Origin of the sequence: Anaerostipes rhamnosivorans, assembly GCF_005280655.1 — a bacterium.
In the GTDB taxonomy this organism is placed as follows: domain Bacteria; phylum Bacillota; class Clostridia; order Lachnospirales; family Lachnospiraceae; genus Anaerostipes; species Anaerostipes rhamnosivorans.
The window spans coordinates 2,772,883-2,797,253 of the sequence record NZ_CP040058.1 but is presented as its reverse complement, the minus strand read 5'-3'; the positions used below and the strand labels follow the sequence as shown (position 1 = coordinate 2,797,253).

The 24,371-nt window shown below is 47.0% G+C and carries 24 protein-coding genes; 18 read left to right on the top strand and 6 right to left on the bottom strand.

Annotated features, from left to right (window positions below; genetic code table 11):
• Positions 1-35 precede the first annotated feature (35 nt).
• From AR1Y2_RS13910 to AR1Y2_RS13830, 17 genes are all read left to right on the top strand, one after another.
• Entirely contained in the window at positions 36-968 is a 933-nt protein-coding gene (locus AR1Y2_RS13910; protein WP_137329512.1) for a DUF1385 domain-containing protein, read from the top strand.
• A complete protein-coding gene (prmC, locus tag AR1Y2_RS13905; protein ID WP_137329511.1) occupies positions 961-1,815 on the top strand; it encodes a peptide chain release factor N(5)-glutamine methyltransferase in 855 nt (284 codons plus the stop codon). Before AR1Y2_RS13910 ends, prmC begins: the two co-directional genes overlap by 8 nt.
• Positions 1,808-2,881 (top strand): peptide chain release factor 1, encoded by a 1,074-nt coding sequence (gene prfA / locus AR1Y2_RS13900; protein ID WP_137329510.1) that lies wholly within the window; start codon positions 1,808-1,810, stop codon positions 2,879-2,881. The genes prmC and prfA overlap by 8 nt, the downstream gene beginning before the upstream one ends.
• A 3-nt stretch (positions 2,882-2,884) precedes the next feature.
• A complete protein-coding gene (locus tag AR1Y2_RS13895) occupies positions 2,885-4,783 on the top strand; it encodes an NAD(+) synthase (RefSeq protein WP_137329509.1) in 1,899 nt (632 codons plus the stop codon).
• A 191-nt stretch (positions 4,784-4,974) separates the two neighbouring features.
• Positions 4,975-5,424, top strand: a complete 450-nt coding sequence (locus AR1Y2_RS13890; RefSeq protein ID WP_137329508.1) for a PTS sugar transporter subunit IIA — start codon at positions 4,975-4,977, stop codon at positions 5,422-5,424.
• Between the two features lie 14 nt (positions 5,425-5,438).
• Positions 5,439-6,875 (top strand): PTS ascorbate transporter subunit IIC, encoded by a 1,437-nt coding sequence (locus tag AR1Y2_RS13885; protein ID WP_137329507.1) that lies wholly within the window; start codon positions 5,439-5,441, stop codon positions 6,873-6,875.
• 52 nt (positions 6,876-6,927) lie between these two features.
• Positions 6,928-7,224 carry a PTS sugar transporter subunit IIB gene (locus AR1Y2_RS13880; RefSeq protein WP_137329506.1) on the top strand — a complete coding sequence of 99 codons (297 nt, stop codon included), beginning with the start codon at positions 6,928-6,930 and terminating at the stop codon, positions 7,222-7,224.
• Between the two features lie 15 nt (positions 7,225-7,239).
• Positions 7,240-8,112 (top strand): L-ribulose-5-phosphate 3-epimerase, encoded by an 873-nt coding sequence (locus tag AR1Y2_RS13875; protein WP_137329505.1) that lies wholly within the window; start codon positions 7,240-7,242, stop codon positions 8,110-8,112.
• An 11-nt stretch (positions 8,113-8,123) separates the two neighbouring features.
• Positions 8,124-8,942, top strand: coding sequence for a Cof-type HAD-IIB family hydrolase (locus AR1Y2_RS13870; RefSeq protein WP_137329504.1), 819 nt, complete (start codon positions 8,124-8,126; stop codon positions 8,940-8,942).
• 16 nt (positions 8,943-8,958) lie between these two features.
• Entirely contained in the window at positions 8,959-9,645 is a 687-nt protein-coding gene (locus AR1Y2_RS13865) for an L-ribulose-5-phosphate 4-epimerase (RefSeq protein ID WP_137329503.1), read from the top strand.
• 12 nt (positions 9,646-9,657) lie between these two features.
• Positions 9,658-10,761, top strand: coding sequence for an L-ascorbate 6-phosphate lactonase (gene ulaG / locus AR1Y2_RS13860; RefSeq protein WP_137329502.1), 1,104 nt, complete (start codon positions 9,658-9,660; stop codon positions 10,759-10,761).
• A 17-nt stretch (positions 10,762-10,778) separates the two neighbouring features.
• The gene (locus AR1Y2_RS13855; protein WP_137329501.1) at positions 10,779-11,837 is read left to right on the top strand and encodes a hypothetical protein; all 1,059 of its coding nucleotides are present in this window, start codon (positions 10,779-10,781) and stop codon (positions 11,835-11,837) included.
• 21 nt (positions 11,838-11,858) lie between these two features.
• On the top strand, positions 11,859-12,821 hold the full coding sequence (locus AR1Y2_RS13850) for a sugar-binding transcriptional regulator (protein ID WP_137329500.1): 963 nt from the start codon (positions 11,859-11,861) through the stop codon (positions 12,819-12,821).
• 275 nt (positions 12,822-13,096) lie between these two features.
• Entirely contained in the window at positions 13,097-13,774 is a 678-nt protein-coding gene (deoC, locus tag AR1Y2_RS13845; RefSeq protein WP_175403664.1) for a deoxyribose-phosphate aldolase, read from the top strand.
• A gap of 13 nt (positions 13,775-13,787) precedes the next feature.
• The gene (locus AR1Y2_RS13840; RefSeq protein WP_137329498.1) at positions 13,788-14,801 is read left to right on the top strand and encodes a Gfo/Idh/MocA family oxidoreductase; all 1,014 of its coding nucleotides are present in this window, start codon (positions 13,788-13,790) and stop codon (positions 14,799-14,801) included.
• A 15-nt stretch (positions 14,802-14,816) separates the two neighbouring features.
• Complete coding sequence (locus AR1Y2_RS13835) at positions 14,817-16,661, top strand: PTS mannitol transporter subunit IICBA (protein ID WP_137329497.1); 1,845 nt, start codon at positions 14,817-14,819, stop codon at positions 16,659-16,661.
• 113 nt (positions 16,662-16,774) lie between these two features.
• Positions 16,775-17,545, top strand: coding sequence for a DeoR/GlpR family DNA-binding transcription regulator (locus AR1Y2_RS13830; protein ID WP_137329496.1), 771 nt, complete (start codon positions 16,775-16,777; stop codon positions 17,543-17,545).
• An 80-nt stretch (positions 17,546-17,625) separates the two neighbouring features.
• Here AR1Y2_RS13830 and AR1Y2_RS13825 read toward each other — a convergent pair whose 3' ends face one another.
• Positions 17,626-17,829 carry a cold-shock protein gene (locus tag AR1Y2_RS13825; protein ID WP_006565614.1) on the bottom strand — a complete coding sequence of 68 codons (204 nt, stop codon included), beginning with the start codon at positions 17,827-17,829 and terminating at the stop codon, positions 17,626-17,628.
• 164 nt (positions 17,830-17,993) lie between these two features.
• Positions 17,994-18,419 carry an RNA helicase gene (locus AR1Y2_RS13820; RefSeq protein WP_243118761.1) on the bottom strand — a complete coding sequence of 142 codons (426 nt, stop codon included), beginning with the start codon at positions 18,417-18,419 and terminating at the stop codon, positions 17,994-17,996.
• 127 nt (positions 18,420-18,546) lie between these two features.
• On the opposite strand from AR1Y2_RS13820, the gene AR1Y2_RS13815 reads away from it, so the two are divergent.
• Complete coding sequence (locus tag AR1Y2_RS13815) at positions 18,547-18,999, top strand: PaaI family thioesterase (protein ID WP_137329494.1); 453 nt, start codon at positions 18,547-18,549, stop codon at positions 18,997-18,999.
• 86 nt (positions 19,000-19,085) lie between these two features.
• Here the strand turns inward: AR1Y2_RS13815 and xdhC are convergent, their stop codons facing one another.
• From xdhC to AR1Y2_RS13795, 4 genes are all read right to left on the bottom strand, one after another.
• Positions 19,086-19,571: a xanthine dehydrogenase subunit XdhC gene (xdhC, locus tag AR1Y2_RS13810; protein WP_137329493.1), complete on the bottom strand. Its 486-nt coding sequence runs from the start codon at positions 19,569-19,571 to the stop codon at positions 19,086-19,088.
• Position 19,572: 1 nt separating this feature from the next.
• Positions 19,573-20,448 (bottom strand): xanthine dehydrogenase subunit XdhB, encoded by an 876-nt coding sequence (gene xdhB, locus AR1Y2_RS13805; protein WP_137329492.1) that lies wholly within the window; start codon positions 20,446-20,448, stop codon positions 19,573-19,575.
• A 13-nt stretch (positions 20,449-20,461) separates the two neighbouring features.
• A complete protein-coding gene (gene xdhA / locus AR1Y2_RS13800; protein ID WP_137329491.1) occupies positions 20,462-22,747 on the bottom strand; it encodes a xanthine dehydrogenase subunit XdhA in 2,286 nt (761 codons plus the stop codon).
• Positions 22,748-23,079: 332 nt separating this feature from the next.
• The gene (locus AR1Y2_RS13795; RefSeq protein ID WP_137329490.1) at positions 23,080-24,342 is read right to left on the bottom strand and encodes a VanZ family protein; all 1,263 of its coding nucleotides are present in this window, start codon (positions 24,340-24,342) and stop codon (positions 23,080-23,082) included.
• Positions 24,343-24,371 lie beyond the last annotated feature (29 nt).

Here is a 24,371-nt window from a genome sequence, read left to right as displayed (position 1 = left end):
TTGCATTGCAGTGAAACAGGAAGGACGGACAGAATATGAATGTAAGGATTGGCGGACAGGCGGTCATGGAAGGTGTCATGATGAAGAATGAGGACCGTTACGCAGTATCCGTGAGAAAGCCGGATGGAGAGATCGAGACAAAGATCGACCATTATACGAGTATTTCCGACCGATATCCGGTTTTAAAGCTTCCGATCCTGCGGGGAGTCGTAAACTTTGTGGAGTCCATGGTCGTCGGTATGAAAACATTGACCTACTCCGCAGATTTTATAGAAGATGAAGAAGAGGAACCGTCCCGGCTGGAACAGTGGCTGAACAGGCACTTCTCCGAAAAGTGGGAAGGGGTTCTCATGGGATGTATCGTGGCTCTGTCTTTCGCTATCGCTATCGGGCTGTTTATGGTGCTGCCGTATTTTCTTTCCAATATATTTGAACAATGGGGAATGAGCCGTCCGGCGGTTCTTCTGCTGGAAGGATTGATCCGGGTGGGTATCTTTTTAGGCTACATCATTCTCATATCCAGGATGCAGGATATCCGGCGGGTCTTTATGTATCACGGGGCAGAGCACAAAACCATCAACTGCCTGGAGGCAGGGCAGGATCTGACACCGGAAAACATTAAAAAGTATTCCAGATTGCACAAGCGGTGCGGAACCAGTTTTTTGTTTGTTGTCATGATCATCAGCATCCTGTTTTTCTTTTTCATCCGGGTAGACACAGTCTGGATGAAGGTGGTTTTAAGGCTGCTTCTGGTTCCAGTCATCGCCGGAGTCTCCTATGAATTCATCCGGCTGGCGGGTAATTCAGACAATCCGGTGATCACAGCGTTGAGTAAACCAGGACTTTGTCTGCAGCTTTTGACCACAAAGGAGCCGGATGAGAGTATGATCGAGGTGGCGATCAAGTCAGTGGAAGGTGTTTTTGACTGGAAGGCTTATCTGGAAAAGGAAAGGAACAGACGTGAATAGGAAGATTTGGGTCACTTACGGTGCACAAAAGCTTCGGGAGGCAGGGATCGACAACCCGGATGGGGAAGCCTGGTATCTGTTTTCCCACAGTTTTTCGCTTAGCAGGGAAGATTATTTGTTTTCCATGACTGCACCGGTGGAAGATGGGGAAGAATTAGAGAGATACAAAGCATTGCTGGAGAGAAGAGTTACAGAGAGGATTCCTCTCCAGTATCTGACCGGGACCCAGGATTTTATGGGGTATACATTCCGGGTAACACCGGATGTGCTCATACCGAGACAGGATACAGAATGTGTCATAGAGGCAGTTGTCCAAGGAGGATACTCTCATGAGAGTATCCTTGACGTATGTACAGGGTCCGGCTGTATCGCCATCAGCTTGTGTCTGATGCTAGAGCCGAAGATCTGTGTCGGCACGGACATTGATGAAAAGGCTTTGGAAATTGCAAAAGAGAATGGAAGAAGACTGGCTCCTATGGTAAAATTTAAAAAGAGTGACCTCTTTTCCGGGGTGGAGGGATCCTATGACCTGATCATCTCCAATCCCCCATATATTCCTACGAAAGACTGTATGGAACTGATGCCGGAGGTGAAGGATCACGAGCCGATGCTGGCTCTTGACGGCAAAGAGGACGGGCTTTATTTTTACCGGAAGCTTGTAAGAGAGGCCCCGGACTACTTAAACGCAGGCGGCACGCTTGTGTTTGAGATCGGCTATGACCAGGGGCCGGCGGTAAAAACGATGATGGAGGAAGCTGGTTTTTCCTCTGTGAAGATAAAGAAAGACTTGGCGGGCCTTGACCGGATGGTCATCGGAACGCTGACAGAAGGAGAAGAAGATGTTTGATAAATTAGAAAGTTTAGTGGAGCGCTTAGATACTGTGCTCCAGCAGCTCAACGACCCGGATGTGGCCGGAGACCAGAACCGTTTCAGGGATTTGATGAAGGAGCAGAGTGACCTGTCTCCCATTGTAGAAAAGTACAAGGAATATGTTCAGGAAAAACAGAACATCGAGGAAAGCCTGGAGCTTTTGGAAGAGGAATCTGACGAAGAGATGAGGGAACTGGCTAAGGAAGAGCTCTCTGAGTCCAAGGCTAATGTGGAGCGGCTGGAAGAAGAGCTTAAAATCCTCCTGATCCCCAAGGATCCCAATGACGATAAGAATATTATCGTGGAGATCCGCGCAGGGGCCGGCGGTGACGAGGCAGCCCTGTTTGCCGCTGACGTAGCGCGCATGTACAGAAGCTATGCGGAAGGCCGCCGCTGGAAGGTTGAGACACTGAGCTTTAATGAAAGCGGAATCGGAGGCTTTAAGGAGCTTGTGTTCATGATCTCAGGCCAGGGCGCTTATTCCAGGTTCAAATATGAAAGCGGTGTCCACCGTGTCCAGAGAATCCCTGCCACAGAATCCGGCGGAAGGATCCATACATCCACCATCACGGTTGCCATCATGCCGGAGGTTGAGGACGTGGAGGTGGAAGTTGATTTAAATGACTGTAAGTTTGACGTGTTCCGTGCATCCGGAAACGGAGGACAGTGCGTCAATACAACAGATTCCGCTGTCCGCCTGACCCATCTTCCAACCGGGATTGTAGTGTCCTGCCAGGATGAGAAGTCACAGCTTAAGAATAAAGATAAAGCGTTAAAGGTGCTGCGTTCCCGTCTGTATGAACTGGAACAGCAGAAAGCCCACGACGCGGAGGCAGAAAAGAGAAAAAGCCAGGTGGGAACCGGTGACCGTTCCGAGAAGATCAGGACCTATAACTATCCGCAGGGCCGCGTGACGGACCACAGGATCAAACTGACCCTTCACAAACTGGATTCTATCATGAACGGAGACCTGGATGAGCTGATCGACAGTTTAACTGCTGCGGACCAGGCAGCCAAATTAAGTAATATGGAAGAAGAGTAGATTATGAAAGATGGTTTTATCAAAGCAGCTGCGGCTACGCCAAAGGTAAAAGTCGCAGATCCTGAATATAACACAAAAGAGATCATAAAGATCATAGGACAGGTAAAAGATCAGGGAGCAAGTCTTCTGGTCTTTTCTGAGCTGGTGGTTTCCGGATATACGTGCGGTGACCTGTTTCTTCAGGAGCCTTTGCTGGAGGCTTCTCAAAAAGGGCTGTTTGAGATCAAAAGAGCCACGGAAGGTCTGGATATGATGGTTGCCGTGGGTTGTCCTTTGACTGTGGAACACAAGCTTTACAACTGCGGCGTCTTTTTGTTCAACGGACGCATTCTAGGTGTCGTGCCTAAAATTCATCTGCCCAACTACGGAGAGTTTTATGAGGCCAGACACTTTGCCAAGGGTGAAAGAAAAGTGAAGGATATCGTGCTGGATGGAGAGACAGTACCATTTGGAGCCAATATTCTGCTGGCCTGCGAAAATATTCCGGAACTGACCATTGCCATGGAAATCTGTGAAGATCTGTGGGTGCCGCTTCCGCCGAGTACGTTCCATGCTTTAGCCGGGGCGACCGTGATCTGTAATCCGTCTGCCAGTGTGGAGACAACAACGAAGGAAGTTTACAGGAGTAACCTGGTATCCAATCAGTCTGGAAGGCTTCTTTCCGGTTATGTATATGCCAACGCAGGGGAAGGGGAATCTACAACCGATGTAGTTTACAGCGCACATCACCTGATCTGCGAAAACGGAACGGTGCTGGCCGAGGCAAAAAGGTTTACCAATGAGATTATTTATGCGGATCTGGATTTAAAGCGTCTTGAGGCAGAGCGGAGAAAGATGACCACCTTCTTTGAGGAGGAGACAGAAGATTATCGGAGAGTGCCGTTTATCCTTCCGGTGAGGGAGAACCAGCTTTCCAGAACATTTCCGAAAAATCCGTTTGTGCCGTCTAATCGGCAGGAACGGGAGAAACGCTGTGACGAGATCTTATCCATTCAGTCTATGGGGCTTAAAAAACGTCTGGAGCATACTAACTGCAGGCATGCCGTGGTGGGGATTTCCGGCGGATTGGATTCCACCCTGGCTGTTTTAGTGACAGTGCGTGCCTTCGATATGCTGGATATCCCAAGGGAAAACATCATCTGCGTGACGATGCCGTGTTTTGGGACTACAGACCGGACTTATCAAAATGCAGTGTCCCTGATCCATGAGCTGGGAGCCACGTTCAAGGAAGTGAACATTGAGAAGGCAGTAAGACAGCATTTTCTTGATATTGAACATGAGGAAGACAATCATGACGTGACCTATGAGAATTCCCAGGCCAGGGAGAGGACACAGATTCTCATGGACATCGCCAACAAATATAATGGTATGGTCATAGGAACCGGAGATATGTCAGAACTCGCCCTTGGCTGGGCCACCTATAACGGAGACCACATGTCCATGTATGCAGTGAACTGTTCTGTGCCAAAGACCCTGGTTCGCTATCTTGTGCTTTATTATGCCGAGACCGTGGAAAATGAGAAACTGTCCAAGGTGCTGATGGATGTGCTGGATACGCCGGTGAGTCCTGAACTGCTCCCACCAGTGGACGGTGTGATCTCACAAAAGACGGAAGATTTAGTGGGACCGTATGAACTGCATGACTTCTTCCTGTATTATATGCTGAGATTTGGATTCCCGAAGGAAAAGCTTTACCGGATGGCGAAGCTTACGTTTGCAGGGGACTATGACGATGAAACCATACAAAAATGGCTGGATAAGTTCTACTGGCGGTTTTTCAGCCAGCAGTTTAAGCGCTCCTGCCTGCCGGACGGACCGAAGGTGGGAAGTGTGGCGGTATCTCCTAGAGGCGACTTGAGAATGCCGAGTGATGCCAGCGTGAATATCTGGCAGAAATCATAAAAAGAGAAATAGAGATTGTTCTAGTTTTAGAACAATCTCTATTTTTTTGTCAAGATAAAGAATTGAAGTTGCACGTTTGTGCGGAAACTGAGAATTTGTTGTAAGCGATATTTGAAAATGCTAAGATATAACCAACTTAAGTGAGAGAAGTTAGAGGAAAACATACAAGTTGCATAAAAAAGGAGGTAATTATGAAAAACATAATCAATGCAGAGAATATCCAGCTGAACGCGGAAGCTACAGATTGGAAAGATGCCATGGAAAGGTCAGGGAAGCTCCTGGTGGACAGCGGTTACATTACACCGGACTATATTGATCTGACCATCCGGTGTGTGGAGGAAAACGGCCCATATATCGTCATCACCCCAGGGCTTGCGTTGTCACATTCCAGACCTGATGCCAGTGTACATAAAACAGGGCTCAGCCTTTTGACCTTAAAGGAACCGATCAGCTTCGGAAGCGAAAATGATCCGGTAGATATTGTACTTACTCTGGCTGCCACAGATGATACTTCCCATTTAGAGATGCTGCAGGGAATGGCCGAATATATTTCGGAGGAAGAAAATCTTGAGGCGATAAGGACAGCAAGAGATTCAGAGACGGCAGCCAAAGCAATCAATGAATTTGAAGCTGATCTTTAGGGAGGAGTAAAAGGATGGAAGTATTAAACACATTTTTCACATTTATCTCCAACAACATTCTCACAAGAGCTGAGTTATTTGTAGGGCTGATCGTATTGATAGGGTACATATTACTGGGGAGAAAATGGTACGAGACCATGGCTGGTTTTATAAAGGCGGTGGTAGGATATATGATCTTAAATGTAGGATCTGCAGGGCTGGTCACAGCTTTCCGGCCGATTCTTGCGGGGCTGAACCAAAAGTTTCATTTGAACGCAGTGGTGATTGATCCGTATTTTGGGTTAAATGCAGTCAATGCAGCATTGGAAAACATCGGTCTCTCAGCCGCATGGACTATGACATCTCTGCTTCTTGCTTTCCTGTGGAATATTCTCTTACTGATGTTCCGGAAGGTGACAAAGCTTCGGACCTTACTGTTGACAGGACACATCATGGTACAGCAGGCGACAACCGTCACATGGATTGTATTTTTGTTTGTGCCGGGTCTCAGGAATATCTGGGGAGCCGTGGCAGTGGGGATTCTTGTGGGAACCTACCAGGCTGTATTTTCTAATCTCACTGTAGAGCCCACTGATCACCTGACGGACGGAGAAGGCGGGTTCGCTATCGGGCATCAACAGATGTTTGCAGTATGGCTCACAGATAAGATCGCACCAAAGATCGGAAAAAAAGAGGACTCCATCGAGAATATAAAGCTTCCCGGGTTTTTACAGATATTCAGTGACAATGTTGTATCCACGTCCGTTTTGATGTTTCTGTTTTTCGGAGTGATCATGGCGGTTCTGGGAGAAGATTTTCTGCGGGGAATCGATGACAGCTTTTCAAAGGATACGGCTTTCATCATCTATATCTTTTCCAAGGCATTGAGCTTTACAGTTTATCTGAATGTACTTCAGGCAGGCGTCCGCATGTTTGTGGCAGAACTCACGGAATCCTTTAAGGGTATTTCAGACAAACTTCTGCCCGGGGCAATCCCAGCAGTAGACTGCGCGGTAGCTTACGGATTTGGCCCGGCAAACGCTGTCACCATCGGATTTTTCTTCGGAGCCATCGGACAGTTTTTGGCCATTGCAGGACTTCTGCTCTTTCATTCCCCGGTCATGATCATTGCGGGATTCGTTCCCTTGTTTTTTGACAATGCAACCATCGCAGTCTACGCCAATAAAAGGGGCGGCGTGAAAGCGGCAATGATCCTTCCATTTGTATGCGGAGTGGTCCAGGTAATGGGCGGCGCAGTCTGTGCCCTGCTGCTTCAGCTGGTGGCGTTTGGGGGATGGCACGGAAACATTGACTTTTCGACCATTTTCCTCGGCGTATCCTATATAGTAAAGTATCTGAAGGTACCGGGAATTATCCTTTGTGTAATTGCAATGCTGGTGATTCCGCAGATTCAGTACGCAAGATCCGATAAAGAAAAGTATTTTAAGATCGGACAGGAAGAAGAATATTAATCAGGCAGATTTAGAAACTAAAAATTAAGAAGAAATAAATGGAGGTAGCATTATGAAAATCAAAGCACTTGCAGCATGTGGAAATGGTATGGGATCCAGCCAGATGATCAAAATGAAGATCAACAAGGTATTTAAACGGCTGGGAATCGACGCAGAGATCGGGCATATGAGTGTCGGGGAAGCAAAAGGCGTGGCAAACAATTATGATATGATCTTTGTCTCCGAGACTTTTACATCCCAGTTCCGTCCGGGGAAAGATACAAAAGTCATAGGACTGAAAAATCTTCTGTCCGAAAAAGAGATCGAGGAAAAGATCAGAACCGCATTGGATATGCCGAAAGAAGCATAGAGGAGAAAAAGGGATATGTATGACATTAAAAGAAATCCTTTAGGAATTTATGAGAAGGCTCTGCCTGATTCCTTTTCATGGAAGGAAAAGTTCCAGGCGGCGAAGGCGGCAGGATATGATTATATAGAAATCTCAATTGATGAATCAGAAGAGAGGCTCTCAAGGCTTGACTGGACGGACAGCCAGATAGAAGAAATCCGTGAATATATGAGGCAGGAAGATATCGTGATCCCTACTATGTGCTTAAGCGGCCACAGAAAATATCCGTTTGGAAGCAAAAACATGGAGACGAGGAAAAAGGCATTTGAAATCATGGAAAAAGCGATCCTTCTGGCCCAAAAACTTGGTATCCGGTGCATCCAGCTGGCTACATATGATGTCTACTATGAGGAATCGGATGAACAGACTGAAAAGCTTTTTTTGGAGGGAATGAAAAAGTCCGTGGAGATGGCCAGCAGAGCGGGAGTCATCCTGGCAATGGAAATCATGGATACGAAATTTGTAGGTACGATCTTGAGGGCAGTGCATTATCTGAGACAAATTCCGTCCCCGTATTTTAAGATTTATCCGGATATGGGAAATCTGACTCAATTCAGCAGCGATGTGGGAAGCGAGCTGGAACTTGGTATAGCCGAAACCGTGGCCATCCACGTAAAGGAGACAAAACCGGGAGTATTTAAGAATGTTCCGTTTGGAGAGGGAACGGTTCCGTTTACGGAGATTTTCGGGAAACTGAAGGAATTAAATTATACGGGCATGTTTTTGATCGAAATGTGGGCAGACAATACAAAAGGGCAGTCCATGGAGGAGGCGGTTGAGACAATACGCAAAGCCAGAGATTTTGTAGAGGACAAGATGCGCAGGGCTGGAATAAATTCTGCGGCGTAATGGAGGAAAACATGTATCAGATGGTGGTTACTGACCTGGATGGAACTTTACTAAACTCAAAAAATCAGATATCTGATAGAAACGAAACAGCCATTAGAAACCTTCAGAGAAAGGGTGTTATGGTGGCAGCTGCCACAGGGCGTTTGGATGTCATGACGAAGCCCTATTTAAAGCAGTTAAAGGTGATCGATGTGGTCATCGGATGTGACGGAGCGGTTACCCGGGATGTCAGCACAGGAACGAGGATCAGCGGTATCCCTCTTGCGGAGTCCATTTGTCTCCAGGCGTTTGAAGTTTTAAAACACCACGGGCTTCCGTATTATGTTTTTTCCGAGGACGAACTTGTTGGGGATGATCCAGAGAACGAGAGACTGGTCATACACAGGAAGTTTAACCGGAGACTTGATGCAGAGGACAGAATTCCAATCCGCATCGTAAAGGATCTGGAGGAGTATGTAAAGCATGCGCAGGTTTATAAAATTGTGGCCAGCCATGAGGACAAAAGATTTCTGGATGATGCGGCGAAGGAACTGAACATGATAGAAGGGCTGAGTGCGGTGCGTTCAGGCCCGAGGGTGCTGGCACTGAAGGCAGAAGGGGTCTCCAAAGCGTCTGCGCTAAAGCAGTTAGTGAACGAATTGGGTATCCCGCTTGAGAAAGTGGCCGCATTCGGAGATGAAGTAAACGATATTGATATGCTGAAGGCCGCAGGGCTTGGCATCGCCATGGGAAATGCAGACCCAGAGGTAAAAAGATATGCGGACTGTGTCACGTTGTCAAACGACGAGGACGGCGTGGCTGTAAAAATAGAAGAATTATTCGGAGAATAAAAGAAAGGAGATTTTTATGCTGGAGGATTTAAAGCAGCAGGTATATGAGGCAAATATGGAACTGCCCAGAGAGGGCCTGGTAACTTATACATGGGGCAATGTCAGCGGGATTGACCGGAGCAGGGAGTTGTTTGTAATTAAGCCAAGCGGTGTGGATTATGAAAGTCTTACTCCAGAGCAGCTTGTCGTGGTGGACTTAAATGGGGAGAAAGTGGAGGGGGATCTTAATCCTTCATCGGACACCCCTACCCACCTGGAACTTTACAGGGCATTTCCGGAAGTGGGAGGAATCGTCCATACACATTCCCCATGGGCCACATCATGGGCACAGGCAGCCAAGGGAATTCCGTGCTATGGGACCACACACGCCGATTACTTTTACGGGGAGATTCCATGTGCCAGATCTTTGACACCGGAAGAGATCGACCAGAACTATGAAACGAACACAGGGCTTGTTATTGCGGAAACTTTTATGGGAAAGAATCCTATGTATGTGCCGGGGGTGCTCTGTGCAAACCACGGGCCGTTTTCCTGGGGAAGGAATGCAGGGGAGGCGGTACATAACGCAGTCGTTTTAGAAGAGGTTGCCAAGATGGCATACCGTACGGAGCATCTGAAAAAAAGTGTGGAGGCCGCTTCCCAGGATCTTCAGGATAAACATTTTTTCAGGAAACATGGGGAACATGCATATTACGGCCAATAAAGGAGGATTAAGATGAGTAAAATAGAAGAGATTACGAGAGAAAGCTGGATCATGGGTACTTTTCCGGAGTGGGGGACCTGGCTGAATGAAGAGATTGAGCGCGAGGAAGTGAAACCGGGGACCGTTGCCATGTGGTGGCTTGGATGCACCGGGATGTGGTTTAAGACGCCGGGTGGCTGCAATATTACGGTAGATCTATGGTGCGGCAACGGGAAAAGAACCCACGGAGACGGAAAAATGAAGGTGGGACACCAGATGGCAAATATGTGCGGAGCCCGCGCTATGCAGCCAAATCTCCGGGCAGTTCCGTTTGTGCTGGATCCTTTTGCGGTGAAACAGGTAGATGCAGTGTTGGCGACCCATTATCATCAGGATCATATGAGTGCAGAATATGCGGCACATGTGATACAGAGCAATATGACAACTGTAGATGAGAACGGAAAAGAGATCCCGGTGCCGTTTATCGGTCCTAAGAAATCAGTGGAGCTCTGGCAGAAGTGGGGAGTGCCTGAGGACCGCTGCATCACCGTAAGGCCGGGGGATTCAATTAAAATAAAGGATCTTGAGATCATAGCCCTGGATTCTTTTGACCGCACCTGTCTTGTGACCACGGATTCCACAGGGGCCGACAGGGAAGAACTGACCGGGATCTGCCCGACTGACATGGATGACAAAGCGGTGAATTATCTGATTAAGACACCGGGCGGAAATATTTATCACAGCGGGGATTCCCATTACTCTATCTATTTTGCTAAACATGGGAAAGATTATGATGTGGATGTGGCGTTTGGTTCTTACGGGGAAAATCCAGTCGGCATGGCTGATAAGATGACATCCTGCGATATCCTCAGAATGGCAGAGGCTCTTCAATGTAAGGTTGTGATTCCGATCCATTACGATGTGTGGACTAACTTTATGGCAGACGTGAATGAGATCAGAGTACTGTACGATATGAAAAAAGACCGGCTGGATTATAAGTTCCATCCATTCTTCTGGGAAGTAGGAGGAAAATATATTTATCCGGCAGATAAGGACAAAAAGGCATATCATCACCAGAGAGGTTTTGAAGACTGTTTCGAGGCACCGCAGAATATCCCATTCCGCTCCTGTTTATAAGAAAGAGAGGAGAACGAATGAAAGTAAAGAAAAAAGTGATCGGAAATCTAGAAAAGTGTTACTCCATTGCCCCTCTTTCTTATCAGGGGAAAGACTATATGCTGGTGGCAGCGGAAAAGGTGAACCAGTGCCGTCTGTATGGCTTGGATGGAAAACTGGCCGATGTGATCTGGGAAGGACCGGGGGGAACCATGTCTATGGTCCAGATCCCCAACACTGACGGAATCTTTCTGGCCACCCAGCGGTTTTATTCTCCAAATGACTCCAAAGATGCCAAGATCGTAATGGTTTCTCCCGGAGAAAGTGGATGGAGTGTAAGAACAGCCGCAATACTTCCGTTTGTCCACAGGTTTGATATCATCACCAGAGACGGCATCAGTTATGTGATCGCATGTACTTTAAAATCCGGACACGAATATAAAGAGGACTGGAGAAGCCCGGGAAAAGTGTATGTGTGCAGGCTGCCGGAAAATATGGACGCAATTGATGAAAACCATTCTCTGAAATTTACTGTTTTAAAGGAAGGGATGTTTAAAAACCATGGATACTGTAAAGCAGTGATGGAAGGAATAGAATGTGCGTTTACGGCATCCAATGAAGGAGTTTTTCAGTTTATCCCCCCGGCAGCAGGGGAAGATGCATGGAAAATCAGGCAGCTGACAGACCAGCCTTCCAGTGATATGGCATTTGCAGATATGGACGGGGATGGGGAGCCGGAAATGCTGACGATTTCACCGTTCCACGGAGATACAGTCCGTATTCTGAAGAAGCAGAACGGTCAATATAGAACCGTTTATACTTATGAAAAGCCGGCGGAATTCGCTCACGGAATCTGGGGCGGGGACATCCTGGGAAAACAGGGAGTCCTGGTCGGCCACCGCAAAGGCGAACGGAATCTTATGTTTTTTACCTGCGGGGAGGAAGGCTATGAAGCAGAAATCATTGACCGGAATGTGGGACCTGCCAATGTCCTGTCTTACCAGACTGAGGAAAAATCCTATATTCTTTCTGCCAACCGGGAAATTGATGAAATTGCTCTGTACGAGGTGGAAGAAGGGGAAACAACTGTGATATAATGACGGCAGTGAGGTGAGGAAATGAAAGAGTATGATTCTTTAAATGACAGTGAAAAACGAAATATGCTGGCAAGTGTTGCAAACCTATATTATAATGCGGAGATGACACAGAATCAGATCGCTGAGCGCTTTTTTACCTCTCGTTCCAAAATTTCCAGGATGCTGAAAGAGGCCAGACAGCTTGGGATCGTGGAGATTACCATCAAAGAACCATGGGACCGGAATACAGTGCTGGAACAGAAACTGATGAAGCAGTTCTGCCTAAAGGATATCCGCGTGATCATACCGAAGGAGTCCAATGATACTCTAATCCTGCAGAAGCTGGGCGAAGTGGCCGCCTATTATCTGGACAGCCAGATAGATGAAGACACAGTGCTCGGAATGTCATGGGGAAACACCATGTACCACACAGTGAAAGCTGTAAAGACAAGTAAAAATATATCTCTGACGGTCGTTCCGATCATGGGAGCTGCCAGTGTGGGGAAACCCGAGAGGGATGCGCTGGATCTTTCCAAAGAACTTGCCCATGCCTACGGAGGAGATTACCATTACATCTATGCTCCCCTGTTTGTGAATTCAAGTGATATCAGGGATAGCCTTGAAGAAGACCCAAACATAAAAGAGACCCTGACGATAGCAAAGAGAGCCAACATTATTCTGACCAGTGTAGGATCGATTGTGTATAAGAGCTGGAAGTCTTACTTAAGCACAAAAGATTTATATTACTTAGAAAAAAACGGGGCGATCGGCCATATCGGCGGCCATTTTTACAATCAGGATGGAATAGAGGTTGAGACACCGTTTGTAAAGAGGATGATCGGCCTCAGTCTTGAGGATATTAAAAAGGCGGAAAATGTGATCTGCGTGGCCGGACTCGAGATGAAAGCCGAAGCAATCCTTGGGGCTGTCAGAGGCGGATATATTGACACGTTGATTACGGATGAAAATGCCGCCAGAAAAATGATAGAACTGATTCAGCAATAGCAGATAAAACAGGTCCTTACCACCTTCTTTTTTGTGGTTTCCCAACTTTCTTCATCAGATAGAACAAATTAAAAGTTATGATAGTCGTGTTAAGACACCCTTTTGCGGGGTGTCTTTTTTGTCATAGGAGATTCGTAAGAATATCATGTGGCTTCGCTGAATTGTATTAACTTTCATTTTCTTTTATTTATGCTTGCAAAATGAAAGTTAATATGATAATATACAAGTACAAAGTAAAAGATAATAAAAGTAAACAAAATGGAGGAGTCAAAAAGATGAAGTTAAGTGCAGAGCTAATAGCAGGTATGGTAGACCACACAAATTTAAAAGCATTCGCAGACGAGGCAATGTTTGAAAAACTGTGCGGGGAAGCGAGAGAATACGGTTTTAAGATGGTGGCCATCAATCCCGCACAGACAGTACGGTGCAAGCGTCTCTTAGAGGGATCCCCGGTACACGTAGGTGCGGCAATAGGTTTCCCGTTAGGACAGACAACATTGGAGTGCAAAGTATTTGAGACAAAAGATGCCATTGAAAAAGGCGCGGATGAGATCGACTATGTCATCAACATCGCAGAGTTAAAAAACAAGAACTATGACTACATAAAAAAAGAGATGGAAGACATCGTTGCAGAGTGCAGAAAAGCCGGAGTGATCAGCAAAGTGATCTTTGAAAACTGTTATCTTACAGATGATGAAAAGGTAAAGGTTGCCGAGATCGCAAAAGAAGTGAAGCCTGACTTCATCAAAACGTCCACTGGATTTGGTACAGGAGGAGCTACACCAGAAGACGTAAAACTGATGAAAACTACAGTGGGTGATGAGGTGAAAGTCAAAGCTGCCGGAGGCATCAGAGATTTAAAGACAGCGCTTCAAATGATCGAAGCGGGGGCAGAACGTCTGGGAACCAGTGCAGGTGTGGAAATTGTGGAAGAATTAAAAAAACAGGACTAAAGAGGTGGACAAAATGAAGAAAGTAAAAGTATGTTTGATCGGTTCCGGAAGAGCGGGAATGATTCATGCAAGAAATATGGCTGGAAGCGTTCCTGGGGGAGAAATCTATGCAGCCTGTGATCCCGATGTCAAGGCAGCCAAAGCCGCGGCAGAGGAACTTGGGATCGATACCTATTATCAGGACTACAAGGAAGCCATCGGCGATGAATCCATCGATGCGGTCATCATAGCCTGCCCGACAAAATATCACAGGGAGATCGCAGTGGCAGCGGCAAACGCGGGAAAGCATATCTTCTGTGAAAAGCCTATGGCTATGAATGAAGAAGAATGTGATGAGATGATCAAGGCAGCCAAGAGTAATAACGTAAAGCTCCAGATCGGATTTATGAGACGGTTTGACGACAGCTTCCGGGAAGCAAAAAAAATGATCGAGGAAGGTGAGATCGGGGACGTGGTCTTGGTGAAATCCCACACAAGAGGGCCGAGCAAGCCGCGTGAGTGGATGTATGACATTGAAAAGAGCAACGGTCCATTGGCAGAAGTCTGTAGCCATGATATTGACACTGTGCGGTGGTTTGCGGGAAGTGAGTTGAAAAGTGTATATGCACTGGGAGGCAACTTCCGAAATAAGGAGATCGCAGAACAGTATCCGGATTTCTATGACAATGTGATCGTGAATGCAGAGTTCGAAAACGGAGTGCATGCCAGCATCGAGGGCGCCCAGTATGTGCAGTATGGATATGATGCAAGAGTTGAGATCCTTGGAACCAAAGGAGTCATCTGCATCGGGGATATGCATGAGAAGAAGATCACCAGCGCCAACGAAAGCCACCAGTTAAAGAGGCCTTCCATGCACAGCTGGACCCATCTGTTTAAGGATGCGTATCTTTTGGAGGACAGAAGTTTTATTGAGGCAATTTTAAATGACAGCGAAGTGGAGTGCAGCGGTTACGACGGAAAAATGGCAGTGAAGATCGTGAAGGCGGGGAATGAATCAATTGTACAGAAGAAAATAGTCATGTTATAAGGATAGGAGGGTATTATGGGAAATGAAGCGACAGGATTCCGTGCCAGGATCCAGAAGTTCGGAGGTGTTTTAAGCGGCATGGTAATGCCGAATATCGGAGCGTTTATCACTTGGGGACTGATCACGGCGATGTTCTTAAAAACCGGATGGTTTCCAAATGAGAAGATCGCAGTATTAATCGATCCAATGCTGAAGTATCTGCTCCCGACATTGATCGGTTATACAGGAGGAAAGAATTTTTACGGCGACCGGGGCGGCGTCATCGGTGCAGCCGCTACCATGGGTGTTATCGTAGGATCTGACATTCCCATGTTTATGGGAGCGATGATCATGGGGCCGTTGGCAGCTATTTGTATGAAGCGGGTAGACCGTCTGTTTGAGGGGCGGATCAAACCGGGCTTTGAGATGATCGTCAACAACTTTTCCTGCGGGATCTTAGGAATCTTTTTAGTACTGGCGGCGTTTTTTGCCATCGGGCCGTTTGTGCAGGTATTAAACCATGTGATGTCCTCCGGGGTCAATGTGATCATCGACCATGGACTGACACCATTTGCCAGCGTATTTATCGAACCTGCAAAAGTATTGTTTTTAAACAATGCCATCAACCATGGAATTTTAGGGCCGCTGGGCATCACTCAGGCAGCGGAGGCAGGGAAGTCTATCTTATTTATCCTGGAACCGAACCCGGGGCCTGGAGTGGGAGTTCTGCTGGCCTATACATTCTTCGGAACAGGAACAGCCAAAAAGACCGCTCCTGGTGTAGCGATCATCCATGCATTCGGCGGAATCCATGAACCTTATTTTCCATATATTCTTATGAAGCCTCAGATGATCCTAGCTTCCATCTGCGGAGCAGTGTCAGGAAACTTTATTTTCCAGATGTTTGGATGCGGCCTGGTAGCTACTGCTTCTCCGGGAAGTTACTTTTCAGTGCTGGCGGTGGCACCAAAATCTGACTATCTCCCGATCATAGCAGGAATGCTTGTGTCCACAGCCGTGTCATTTGCTGTCGGTGCCTTTATCTTAAGGCTCTGCCACGATTCCGATGAAGAAGCACTCCAGAAGGCAGTGGCAAAGAAGGATTCAATGAAAGCAGAAGGAACAGGAGGAGGCCTTATAGGTGCACAGGAAGTCATTGATTTCACAGGAAAAGTAATCAAGAAGGTGTACGTGGCATGTGATGCGGGAATGGGATCCAGCGCCATGGGAGCCTCCATATTGAAGGACAAAGCAAAACAGGCAGGTCTGGACATTGAGGTGAAAAATGTGGCGATCCCGAATCTCCCGGAAGACGTGGATGTGGTGGTCACCCATGAATCCTTGACAGAAAGGGCCATGAGAGAGCGGCCGGAGGCGATCCATATCTCCGTGGACAATTTCCTCTCCAGTCCAAAATATGATGAGATTGTGTCAAAATTAAAACAGGCATCCAGTCCACTGCCGGTTTTAAAAAAAGAAAATATTAAAGTGATCCATAAGCTTAATTCTAAGGAAGATGCCATCCACATGATCGCTCAGATGCTCTTAAAAGACGGTTATGTCACAGAGGGATATGAAGAGGGTATGCTGCTAAGAGAAAAAGAAACTCCAACCAACTTAGGCAACGGAATGGCGATTCCTCACGGTGTCCTGGAAGCCAAGAAAGAGATCAAATCCTCCGGGATCGCAGCACTAATCGTACCGGACGGGGTACTGTGGAACGATGAGACTGTCAGACTAATCATCGGAATCGCAGGGGCTGACCAGGAACATCTATCCATTCTTTCCAATGTGGCGCTGACCTTAAATCAGGAAGAAGCGGTGCAGAAGATCGTGGATGATCAGGATGTGGAAGAGCTTTATCACATCCTCACCAAATAATCAGATCACAGTTGAAAAGCTGCAGGGGCAGGAACTCCCGCAGCTTTTCCTTTTGGGCCCGCTGTGCTATAATTTAGCTTGAAAGCAGATAAGACAAAGCATGGAGGAATCGTATGTTTGCAGAAGAACGGAAAGAAAAGATCATGGAGCTTTTGAGGCAGAATAAGAGGACAAGCATCGGGGAACTTACTGAACTGTTTCAGGTCAGCGGGACAACGATCCGTACCTACCTCACAGAGCTTGAAAAGGCAGGAAAGCTGATCCGGACACACGGAGGAGCCATGCTGAATGAGGATGTGCTGGATATGGAGGAGTCCATATCAACAAGGAAAGACAAGCGGACAGTCGAAAAACAGAACATCGCTAAAGCAGCCAGGGCAATGATCGATGACGGTGACATGATCCTTCTGGACAGCGGGACCACAACCCTAGAGCTGGCAAAGCTTCTAAAGGATGCCAATAATCTCACGGTAGTGACCAATGATCTGCAGATCGCGCTGGAGTTACAGAAGCACCAGGGCATCTATCTGATTTTCTTAGGCGGCCATGTGAGGAACCACTTCGAATGTACCGTGGGTAATATGGGACTTAAATTTTTGGAGGACTTGTCTGCGGACAAGGCCTTTATGTCTGCCAATGCCCTGTCCATGGCAAAGGGCGCCACAACGCCGAACCTGGAACAGGCGGAGATCAAGAGGGGGATGATGGGAATCGCAGAGAGGAAGTACCTGATCTGTGACAGTTCCAAGATCGGAAAACGTACCATCTGCTCTTATGCAAAGGCGGAGGAGTTTCACCGGCTGATCACAGATACCCAAATACCGGACCATGCAAAAGAAATGCTGGAAAAGCAGGGGATCGAAGTAGTCTGCTGTGAAGAATAAGAAATTTAAAAATCCCGCAGACAGTGCATGCACCGTCTGTGGGATTCTTGCAAAATCTATTTAATTCAAAAAGAAAAAGATTAAGCTAATTTGGATACGTTCTCAGCCTGTTTTCCGCGAGGTCCTTCTGCGATTTCAAAGCTGACCTGCTGTCCTTCTTCTAAAGTTTTGAATCCATCACCAGAGATTGCTGAGAAGTGTACGAATACATCGTCTCCGCCTTCCTGAGAAATAAATCCGTAACCTTTTTCTGAGTTAAACCATTTTACTGTACCAGTGTTCATTTGGGTACCTCCATTAAAAATAAAAAATTAACATTACTTTCATTACCAGTGAATCATAGAAAAAGACCACGTTCTTGTAGGATACATAGCAATGTAATATCTACCCGGACGTGATCTATACATTCACTAATAACAGTAATTATCATACCACAACCATTGTTTTTTTACAAATACTTTTTTAAACTATCAATACTTTCCTCGTAGAGTTTTACAAGATCAGATGACATCGACAAATTGTCCTTGGAAGCGTCACAATTCTTGTGGGAACTCTGGATCAGCTGGATCATTCCCATGGTATATCCCTGGATGGACATCTCAGCCAGATGGCTTGTAGATTTATCCGCCATGGCTTTCATTTTGGTCATCCACTCCGCGTATTTTTTCTGAATTTCGCCGATTTCTTCCGGCTGTTGCATGTCTTTTGTCATGGCCTGTTTGACCCTTGAAAAGAAGTCTTGGAACTGCTGTTCCTGCTGTTCTAGACATCCTTTGAGATCGCAGTCTGTGCTCGCCTGGGTAAGTTCCGGCATGGTATTTAACACCATCTGCAGATTTTGGTACATTTCATTTAATAAGTTCTGATTATCCATAATGAATCTCCTTTCAAATACATCTGTTACAGGTAGCATTTACACAAAAGAGAAATATTATGCAAAAAAGGATCATGTGTGTTAAAATAGGCAGTAACGAAAAACTAGAAGAAGGGAAGTGAGTCTTATGGGGAACAGAGAGAGTTTCGAGGCAAATATGAGGAGGAGGATCGAAGCCATCCGTCATATGAGCGACCACAGTATCTTTAATGAACTGAGAGGTACGATTATAGATTATAACTATGATAAGAAGAGTCTGACTATGGAGTTTTATGCCGGAGATTTTCATAGAAATGGTTTTAATATCATGTTCGGAGGTTCCCTGGTAGGGATGTTTGACATAACGTTCGGAACGCTGACAAGCGGTCTGGGTGATTATGATATTGCGCCTACGGTCCAGCTGTCCACCTCTTTCCTAAAGGGGATTCCAATTGGATCCACGGTTACGGTCAAAGTGGAGGCAGTATCTACAGGAAAAACAATCATGAATTTTATGGGTAAAGCGTTTGTTGGGGAGGAACTGGTAGGCAGTGCCACCGGGATCTTTAAAACTCCGAGACCGTTTAAGTCGTATCATTAAGCAGAAGGGATTTGGTTCGGAAAATTATTTTTATTCGTATAGAAAAAGCTGATCATTTGCGGGAAAGTTCGCAAATGATCAGCTTTTTAAGAGTGACGTTCCTTATCAGCTTTCTGTACAGCGTTAATAATATTTTCATAACCGGTGCAGCGGCACAGGTTTCCGGCCATATATTTCCGGATCATGTCCCGGGTCAGTTCCTGTTCCCCGCGTTCCAGAAGTACCGTGGCAGACATGATAAACCCCGGGGTACAGAAACCGCACTGGATGGCGCCTTCCTCAATAAATGCCTCCTGGATTTTTGTGAGTTCACCGTTGGGTCCCATAAGACCCTCCAGGGTGCGGATCTGTTTTCCCTGTGCCCAGACGGCAAGATAAATACAGGAATCAATGGTCTCACCGTCCACGATGACTGTGCAGGCACCGCATTCTCCCACCTCACATCCCTTTTTCACAGATGTGAGCCCGAGGTGATTTCTCAGCAGTTCCAGCAGGGATTCTCTGACATCCACGTATTCTGCAACTTCACGGCCGTTGACCGTAAGGGTTACAAGCTTTTTTTGCGGTTCCATCCTATCTCACCTCCTGTAATTCTATGGCTCTTTTTAAAGCGCGCCGGGCGATCTCGCCTCCGATTTGAAGCCGGAAATCCCGTGAAGCGCGCCAGGAATCCCTTGGATGGATCTCTTCCCTGACAGACTGCTCTATGGTGTCGTAGAGTTTATCTCCCAAGGGCATCCCGCCCAGCCGTTGCTGAGTTTTTTCACAGCAGAAGGGGACCGGAGCCGCCACTCCAAAGGTGATTTTTACGTCCTCAAGGATCTGTGACTGATCGGTTTTGCACAGCACACAGCAGCTTAGTGTGGCGATGTCCATGGCATTTCTCATGGCGTATTTGATATAGCAGCCGGTGTACCCCTCATAATTTTCCCTGGGGATCAGAATGTGGGTCAGCAGCTCGCCATGTTCTAGGGCAACCCGTCCCGGCCCCAGATAAAAGTCCTGGATGGGTACAGTCCTTACCCCGTTTTCACCGAGGATCCTTAAGCGGACGTTCAGGCAGAAACAGGCAGGAGCACTGTCCGCACTGACTGCGCCGTTGCAAAGATTCCCGCCGATGGTCCCCATGTTGCGGATCTGGGGGCCTCCGGCCTGATCGACAGCCTCCCCGAGCACGGGGACATGTTTTTTGATGACCGGGTCCTCTGTCAGCTGGCGGAAGGTAGATGCCGCCCCGATGGAGATGGTCCCGTCCGAATCTAAGGTGATTCCGTGCAGTTCTTTGATGTCCCTGATGCTCACAAGGCTGCATCCGGAAAGCTTTCCTTCCCGGATACGGATCAGTACATCACTGCCGCCGCAGACGGGGACTGCATTCGGATGTTCCTGTAAAAGTCTTACGGCATCGGATATAGATTCTGCTTCATAATAGCTGGTGAAATCATACATATTTTGCCCCTCCTTATACCAGTCCGGCTTTTCTTAGTTCTTGAAATACCCTCTGCGGAGAGAGGGGGATCTCGTTGACAGCGACTCCTGTGGCGTTGAGAAATGCATTTCTTATGGCCGGAGCAGGGGGAATGGCAGGAGGCTCCCCGAGAGCTTTGTTTCCAAACGGACCGGTGGGGTCCTCAAGCTCCACAAAATCCAGATGAAGGTCAGGGGCATCCATGGCAGTGGGAAGCTTGTAATCCAGCAGGGTCCCGTTTAATACCCGCCCAGTTTGTTCATCCAGCAGCATCTGCTCGCTGAGGCCATAACCAATCCCCATGGACATACCGCCGTGGACCTGCATGGAGGCAAGCTGGGGATTGATGATCTTACCGCTGTCGTGGACGTTGATAATATCAAGGATTCTGATTTTTGAAAGTTTCAAGTCCACCTCAATCTCGGCGAAACAGGCACCGAACGCGATGGTATTCTTTTTGATCTGCCGGGAGATGTCGGAGGTGATGGCAGAAGAGGAGGAGCGGCTGTAGTAGCTCTCCAAAGCCAGTTCCTCCAGGGACAGTACCGATTCTTTGCCGCACCAGATCTGTTTTTCTGACAATTTCAGTTCCCGGTCTTTATATTCCTCAGAGATCAAAGTCCTGGCATATGAAAGAATCTTTTCTCTCAGAAGTTCGGCACATTCCTTTACGGCGGTTCCGCTGATGTATGTCTGTCTGGAAGCGTAGGCGCCTGTATCAAACGGAGTGATGTCCGTATCCTGGAAGGACTGGATGTGAACGTCCTCCGGGCAAAGGCCAAGGACATCCGCCGCCATCTGTGTAAAGACTGTGTCTGAACCCTGCCCGATCTCTGCCGCACCGGTCTGGAGCTGGACACTGCCGTCCTGGTTTAAGATCAGCCTGGCGCCAGAAATCTCCAGAGAAATGGGCCATACGCCTGTTTTATAGCTGAACAGGGCCATACCCACTCCGCGCCTTTTATCGCCGGTCTGGTTCTTATATAAATCACGTTTTTCTTCCCAGTGTATGTAATCAGCACCACGCCTCATACATTCCCTGATGCCGTTGGTATTTGCCGCAATGGGAGTCAAAACAGGATCTTCAAAGTATCCGTCATATAGGTTGAGTTCCCGAAACTTCAAAGGATCCATGGAAAGCTTGTGTGCCATATCATCCATCAGGCATTCTGACACAAAACAAAACTGGGGAATACCGTAGCCGCGCATGGCTCCGCCTACGGGTGTGTTGGTGTAGACCGTATAAGCATCGGCGCGGATATTTTTAACGTCATACATATGGCGCCATGCGGTGGCGCCGTTTGCCGCGATGGCATGGCCGTGGGAGGCATAGGCCCCCTGATTGGAATAGGCCTTCATATCCTTGGCTAGGATCTTTCCCTCTTTGGATACACCTGCTGTCAGATCGTACTCAATGGAATGCCGGGTCCTTGTGTTGGCGAAGGTCTCTTCCCTGGAAAGGTCAAGCTTCACCGGGCGGCCGCCCACCAATGTCGTCAGGAATGCATTGAGCGGTTCGTACAGGACATCCTGTTTGTTGCCAAAACCTCCCCCGATATATGGCTTTATGACACGGACCTTTCCCCATGGGATTCCAAGGGCCTGCCCGATGACTCTTTTTACGATATGCGGGATCTGCGTGGAACTGACCACCACGATCCTGTCTTTTTCCATATAGGCGTAGGAGATAGGAGCTTCAATATGGCAGTGCTGGACCATAGGTGTGCAGAAGGATTCCTTCAGGACGATGTCCGATGCCAGAAGAGCTTCCTCCACATGGCCGATCTCGTAGCCGCTTTTTGCCAGGATATTGTCCGGGTTTTCTGCATGGACCGGAGGAGAGCTGCCCTTCATGGCATCTCTGGGATGCAGAACAGGCGGATACTCCTCATATTCTGCCTTGATCAGCTTCAGGGCTCTTGAGGCCGTGACTTCATCCTCTGCTACAACGGTGGCAATATCATCGCCGTAGTAACGGATCCTTCCGGTCAGCAGATGGCGGTCTGCCACATCCTGATGGGACTGCTCCACAGACCATGGATGGCCCGGCGTGGGATATGTATGTGTTGGAACTTCATGAAATGTGACGACTTTCACAACACCGTCCAAAGCCTCGGCCTCGGAAGTGTCAATGGAAGTGACGATGCCGTTGGCGATGGGAGCATGCAGCACCTTGGCAAAAAGACAGCGGTTTAAAATTAAATCATCTGTATATTTGGCTCTCCCGGTAACCTTTTCATAAGCATCCACTCTTTTTATACTCTGACCAACTGTTTTCATAGGCAATTCTCCCTTTGGATCTCATACATCTGAGCATACTACTAAATCATTCTATGTCCTTCTACGGCCTTACTTGTTATATAGTTTGAACAAAAAGTAAACGTCTGTTTAAATATATCTATGGAAAAAAGTGGGCATGCCCACTTTCAAAGTCTGTTTCATATGATAAAAAAGAAATTAGGGACAAACAGTGTGTTGCCCCGGGTGTCCTTTAAAATTGTATCAAAAATAATACAATGTGTCAACGAACAGCAAAGAAGAAGAGGAGGGTCCTCCATGGCTTATTTTGTGTAAGCCTATTGGCCGGAACCTCCCGTTGTCTGTCTGTATTGTTATTTATGAAAGATATATATAGTGGCGGATTCAGCATAAAAGACTTTGTTTTTTATCATTCCTTTAAGTTCTATGGTGCGGCCTTTTTTTACGTCATGGATACTTCCTTTTCGGTATTTCGTTTTTGTTCCCATGTCATAGGCATCACACACAGTGACCTTCAGATCTTTCCTGTATTTTACTGTGATATGGATGTCCGTACTTTCCGAGATGTCACCTCCTGTTTTTTTGTCTTTATAGGTATTGATCTTGGTGATGGTAAAACTTCCGGATTGAATATCTACGACTGTTCCATTCAGCTTTTTCTTTTTAGCAGAGGATTCAGAGGTCATGATATCCTCGTCGTTTCCCGGAGGATCGGATAGGACCACGATATCCGCGTGATTCTTCTTTTTTGAAAACCAGACAGACACCTTGGAATTCTTTTTGACGGACTTAAGCTGGGACAGACTGCAGCGTTTATACACCGTGTTTATCTGATGAAGACTGGCTTTGTCGTTTTCATAACTTAAAAAGAAGACCTTCGTGTCAGAAGTGACGGATATGGAAGAGGGATCCCCATACGTTTCGTCTATGTCACTGGTGCAGTGGATTGCCTCAGCACTTCCGGAAACAAAGTAACCGTTATAGTCTGGATTTCTTTTTGGAATGTCCTCCCCGCCTATGGTTTCCGATTTGTAGTGCACAAGGCCCAGCCTGTTTCCGAATTCTATATAAGCGATGGAACTGGCAGCAGCAAATGAAATGCACCCAAGGATCAGGCTGGTGACATAGATGCGGCGCTGGTCTTTTCTGCATAAGGCAGTTAGTAGCTTAAAACATAGGATCCCTGTGCATGCTCCCAGCACATTTAAAATGAGATCATCAATATCTGCGGATCCTAGATAAAAAACATATTGGCTGGTCTCGAAAAAAAGGCTCAAAAGAGCTGAGAGAAGTATAATTTTAAGTTTGGAGCCTTTGGATCCTCTCAGAAGGGCAAGAAGGTAACCAAACGGGAGGAATACCAGGCTGTTCCCCAAAAGATTTGAAAGGCTCCATAAGAAATTTCCCTGTCCTGCAATACGCGAGAAGCTTACAAAGGTCTGGAAAGGTATTAAATTTAGTGAGCGGAATCCCTTTTTCTCTCCGGTCAGAAACATTGGGAGAGAAGAGAGTTCCGTATCTTTTAGAAGTACGATTTTGATAAGGATCAGCAGATAAAAAATAAACACTGCCCAGAAAAACCGTTTAAAATATTTGTTTGAATTTTCTTTCTTCATAGTGATCTCCTTTTAAATGTGGGGAGATC

Coding starts and splice junctions, on each gene's coding strand:
- AR1Y2_RS13910 (WP_137329512.1), top strand. CDS start 36: ATGAATGTAAGGATTGGCGGACAGGCGGTCATGGAAGGTGTCATGATG.
- prfA (WP_137329510.1), top strand. CDS start 1,808: ATGTTTGATAAATTAGAAAGTTTAGTGGAGCGCTTAGATACTGTGCTC.
- AR1Y2_RS13895 (WP_137329509.1), top strand. CDS start 2,885: ATGAAAGATGGTTTTATCAAAGCAGCTGCGGCTACGCCAAAGGTAAAA.
- AR1Y2_RS13890 (WP_137329508.1), top strand. CDS start 4,975: ATGAAAAACATAATCAATGCAGAGAATATCCAGCTGAACGCGGAAGCT.
- AR1Y2_RS13885 (WP_137329507.1), top strand. CDS start 5,439: ATGGAAGTATTAAACACATTTTTCACATTTATCTCCAACAACATTCTC.
- AR1Y2_RS13880 (WP_137329506.1), top strand. CDS start 6,928: ATGAAAATCAAAGCACTTGCAGCATGTGGAAATGGTATGGGATCCAGC.
- AR1Y2_RS13875 (WP_137329505.1), top strand. CDS start 7,240: ATGTATGACATTAAAAGAAATCCTTTAGGAATTTATGAGAAGGCTCTG.
- AR1Y2_RS13870 (WP_137329504.1), top strand. CDS start 8,124: ATGTATCAGATGGTGGTTACTGACCTGGATGGAACTTTACTAAACTCA.
- AR1Y2_RS13865 (WP_137329503.1), top strand. CDS start 8,959: ATGCTGGAGGATTTAAAGCAGCAGGTATATGAGGCAAATATGGAACTG.
- ulaG (WP_137329502.1), top strand. CDS start 9,658: ATGAGTAAAATAGAAGAGATTACGAGAGAAAGCTGGATCATGGGTACT.
- AR1Y2_RS13855 (WP_137329501.1), top strand. CDS start 10,779: ATGAAAGTAAAGAAAAAAGTGATCGGAAATCTAGAAAAGTGTTACTCC.
- AR1Y2_RS13850 (WP_137329500.1), top strand. CDS start 11,859: ATGAAAGAGTATGATTCTTTAAATGACAGTGAAAAACGAAATATGCTG.
- deoC (WP_175403664.1), top strand. CDS start 13,097: ATGAAGTTAAGTGCAGAGCTAATAGCAGGTATGGTAGACCACACAAAT.
- AR1Y2_RS13840 (WP_137329498.1), top strand. CDS start 13,788: ATGAAGAAAGTAAAAGTATGTTTGATCGGTTCCGGAAGAGCGGGAATG.
- AR1Y2_RS13835 (WP_137329497.1), top strand. CDS start 14,817: ATGGGAAATGAAGCGACAGGATTCCGTGCCAGGATCCAGAAGTTCGGA.
- AR1Y2_RS13830 (WP_137329496.1), top strand. CDS start 16,775: ATGTTTGCAGAAGAACGGAAAGAAAAGATCATGGAGCTTTTGAGGCAG.
- AR1Y2_RS13825 (WP_006565614.1), bottom strand. CDS start 17,829: ATGAACACTGGTACAGTAAAATGGTTTAACTCAGAAAAAGGTTACGGA.
- AR1Y2_RS13820 (WP_243118761.1), bottom strand. CDS start 18,419: ATGGATAATCAGAACTTATTAAATGAAATGTACCAAAATCTGCAGATG.
- AR1Y2_RS13815 (WP_137329494.1), top strand. CDS start 18,547: ATGGGGAACAGAGAGAGTTTCGAGGCAAATATGAGGAGGAGGATCGAA.
- xdhC (WP_137329493.1), bottom strand. CDS start 19,571: ATGGAACCGCAAAAAAAGCTTGTAACCCTTACGGTCAACGGCCGTGAA.
- xdhB (WP_137329492.1), bottom strand. CDS start 20,448: ATGTATGATTTCACCAGCTATTATGAAGCAGAATCTATATCCGATGCC.
- xdhA (WP_137329491.1), bottom strand. CDS start 22,747: ATGAAAACAGTTGGTCAGAGTATAAAAAGAGTGGATGCTTATGAAAAG.
- AR1Y2_RS13795 (WP_137329490.1), bottom strand. CDS start 24,342: ATGAAGAAAGAAAATTCAAACAAATATTTTAAACGGTTTTTCTGGGCA.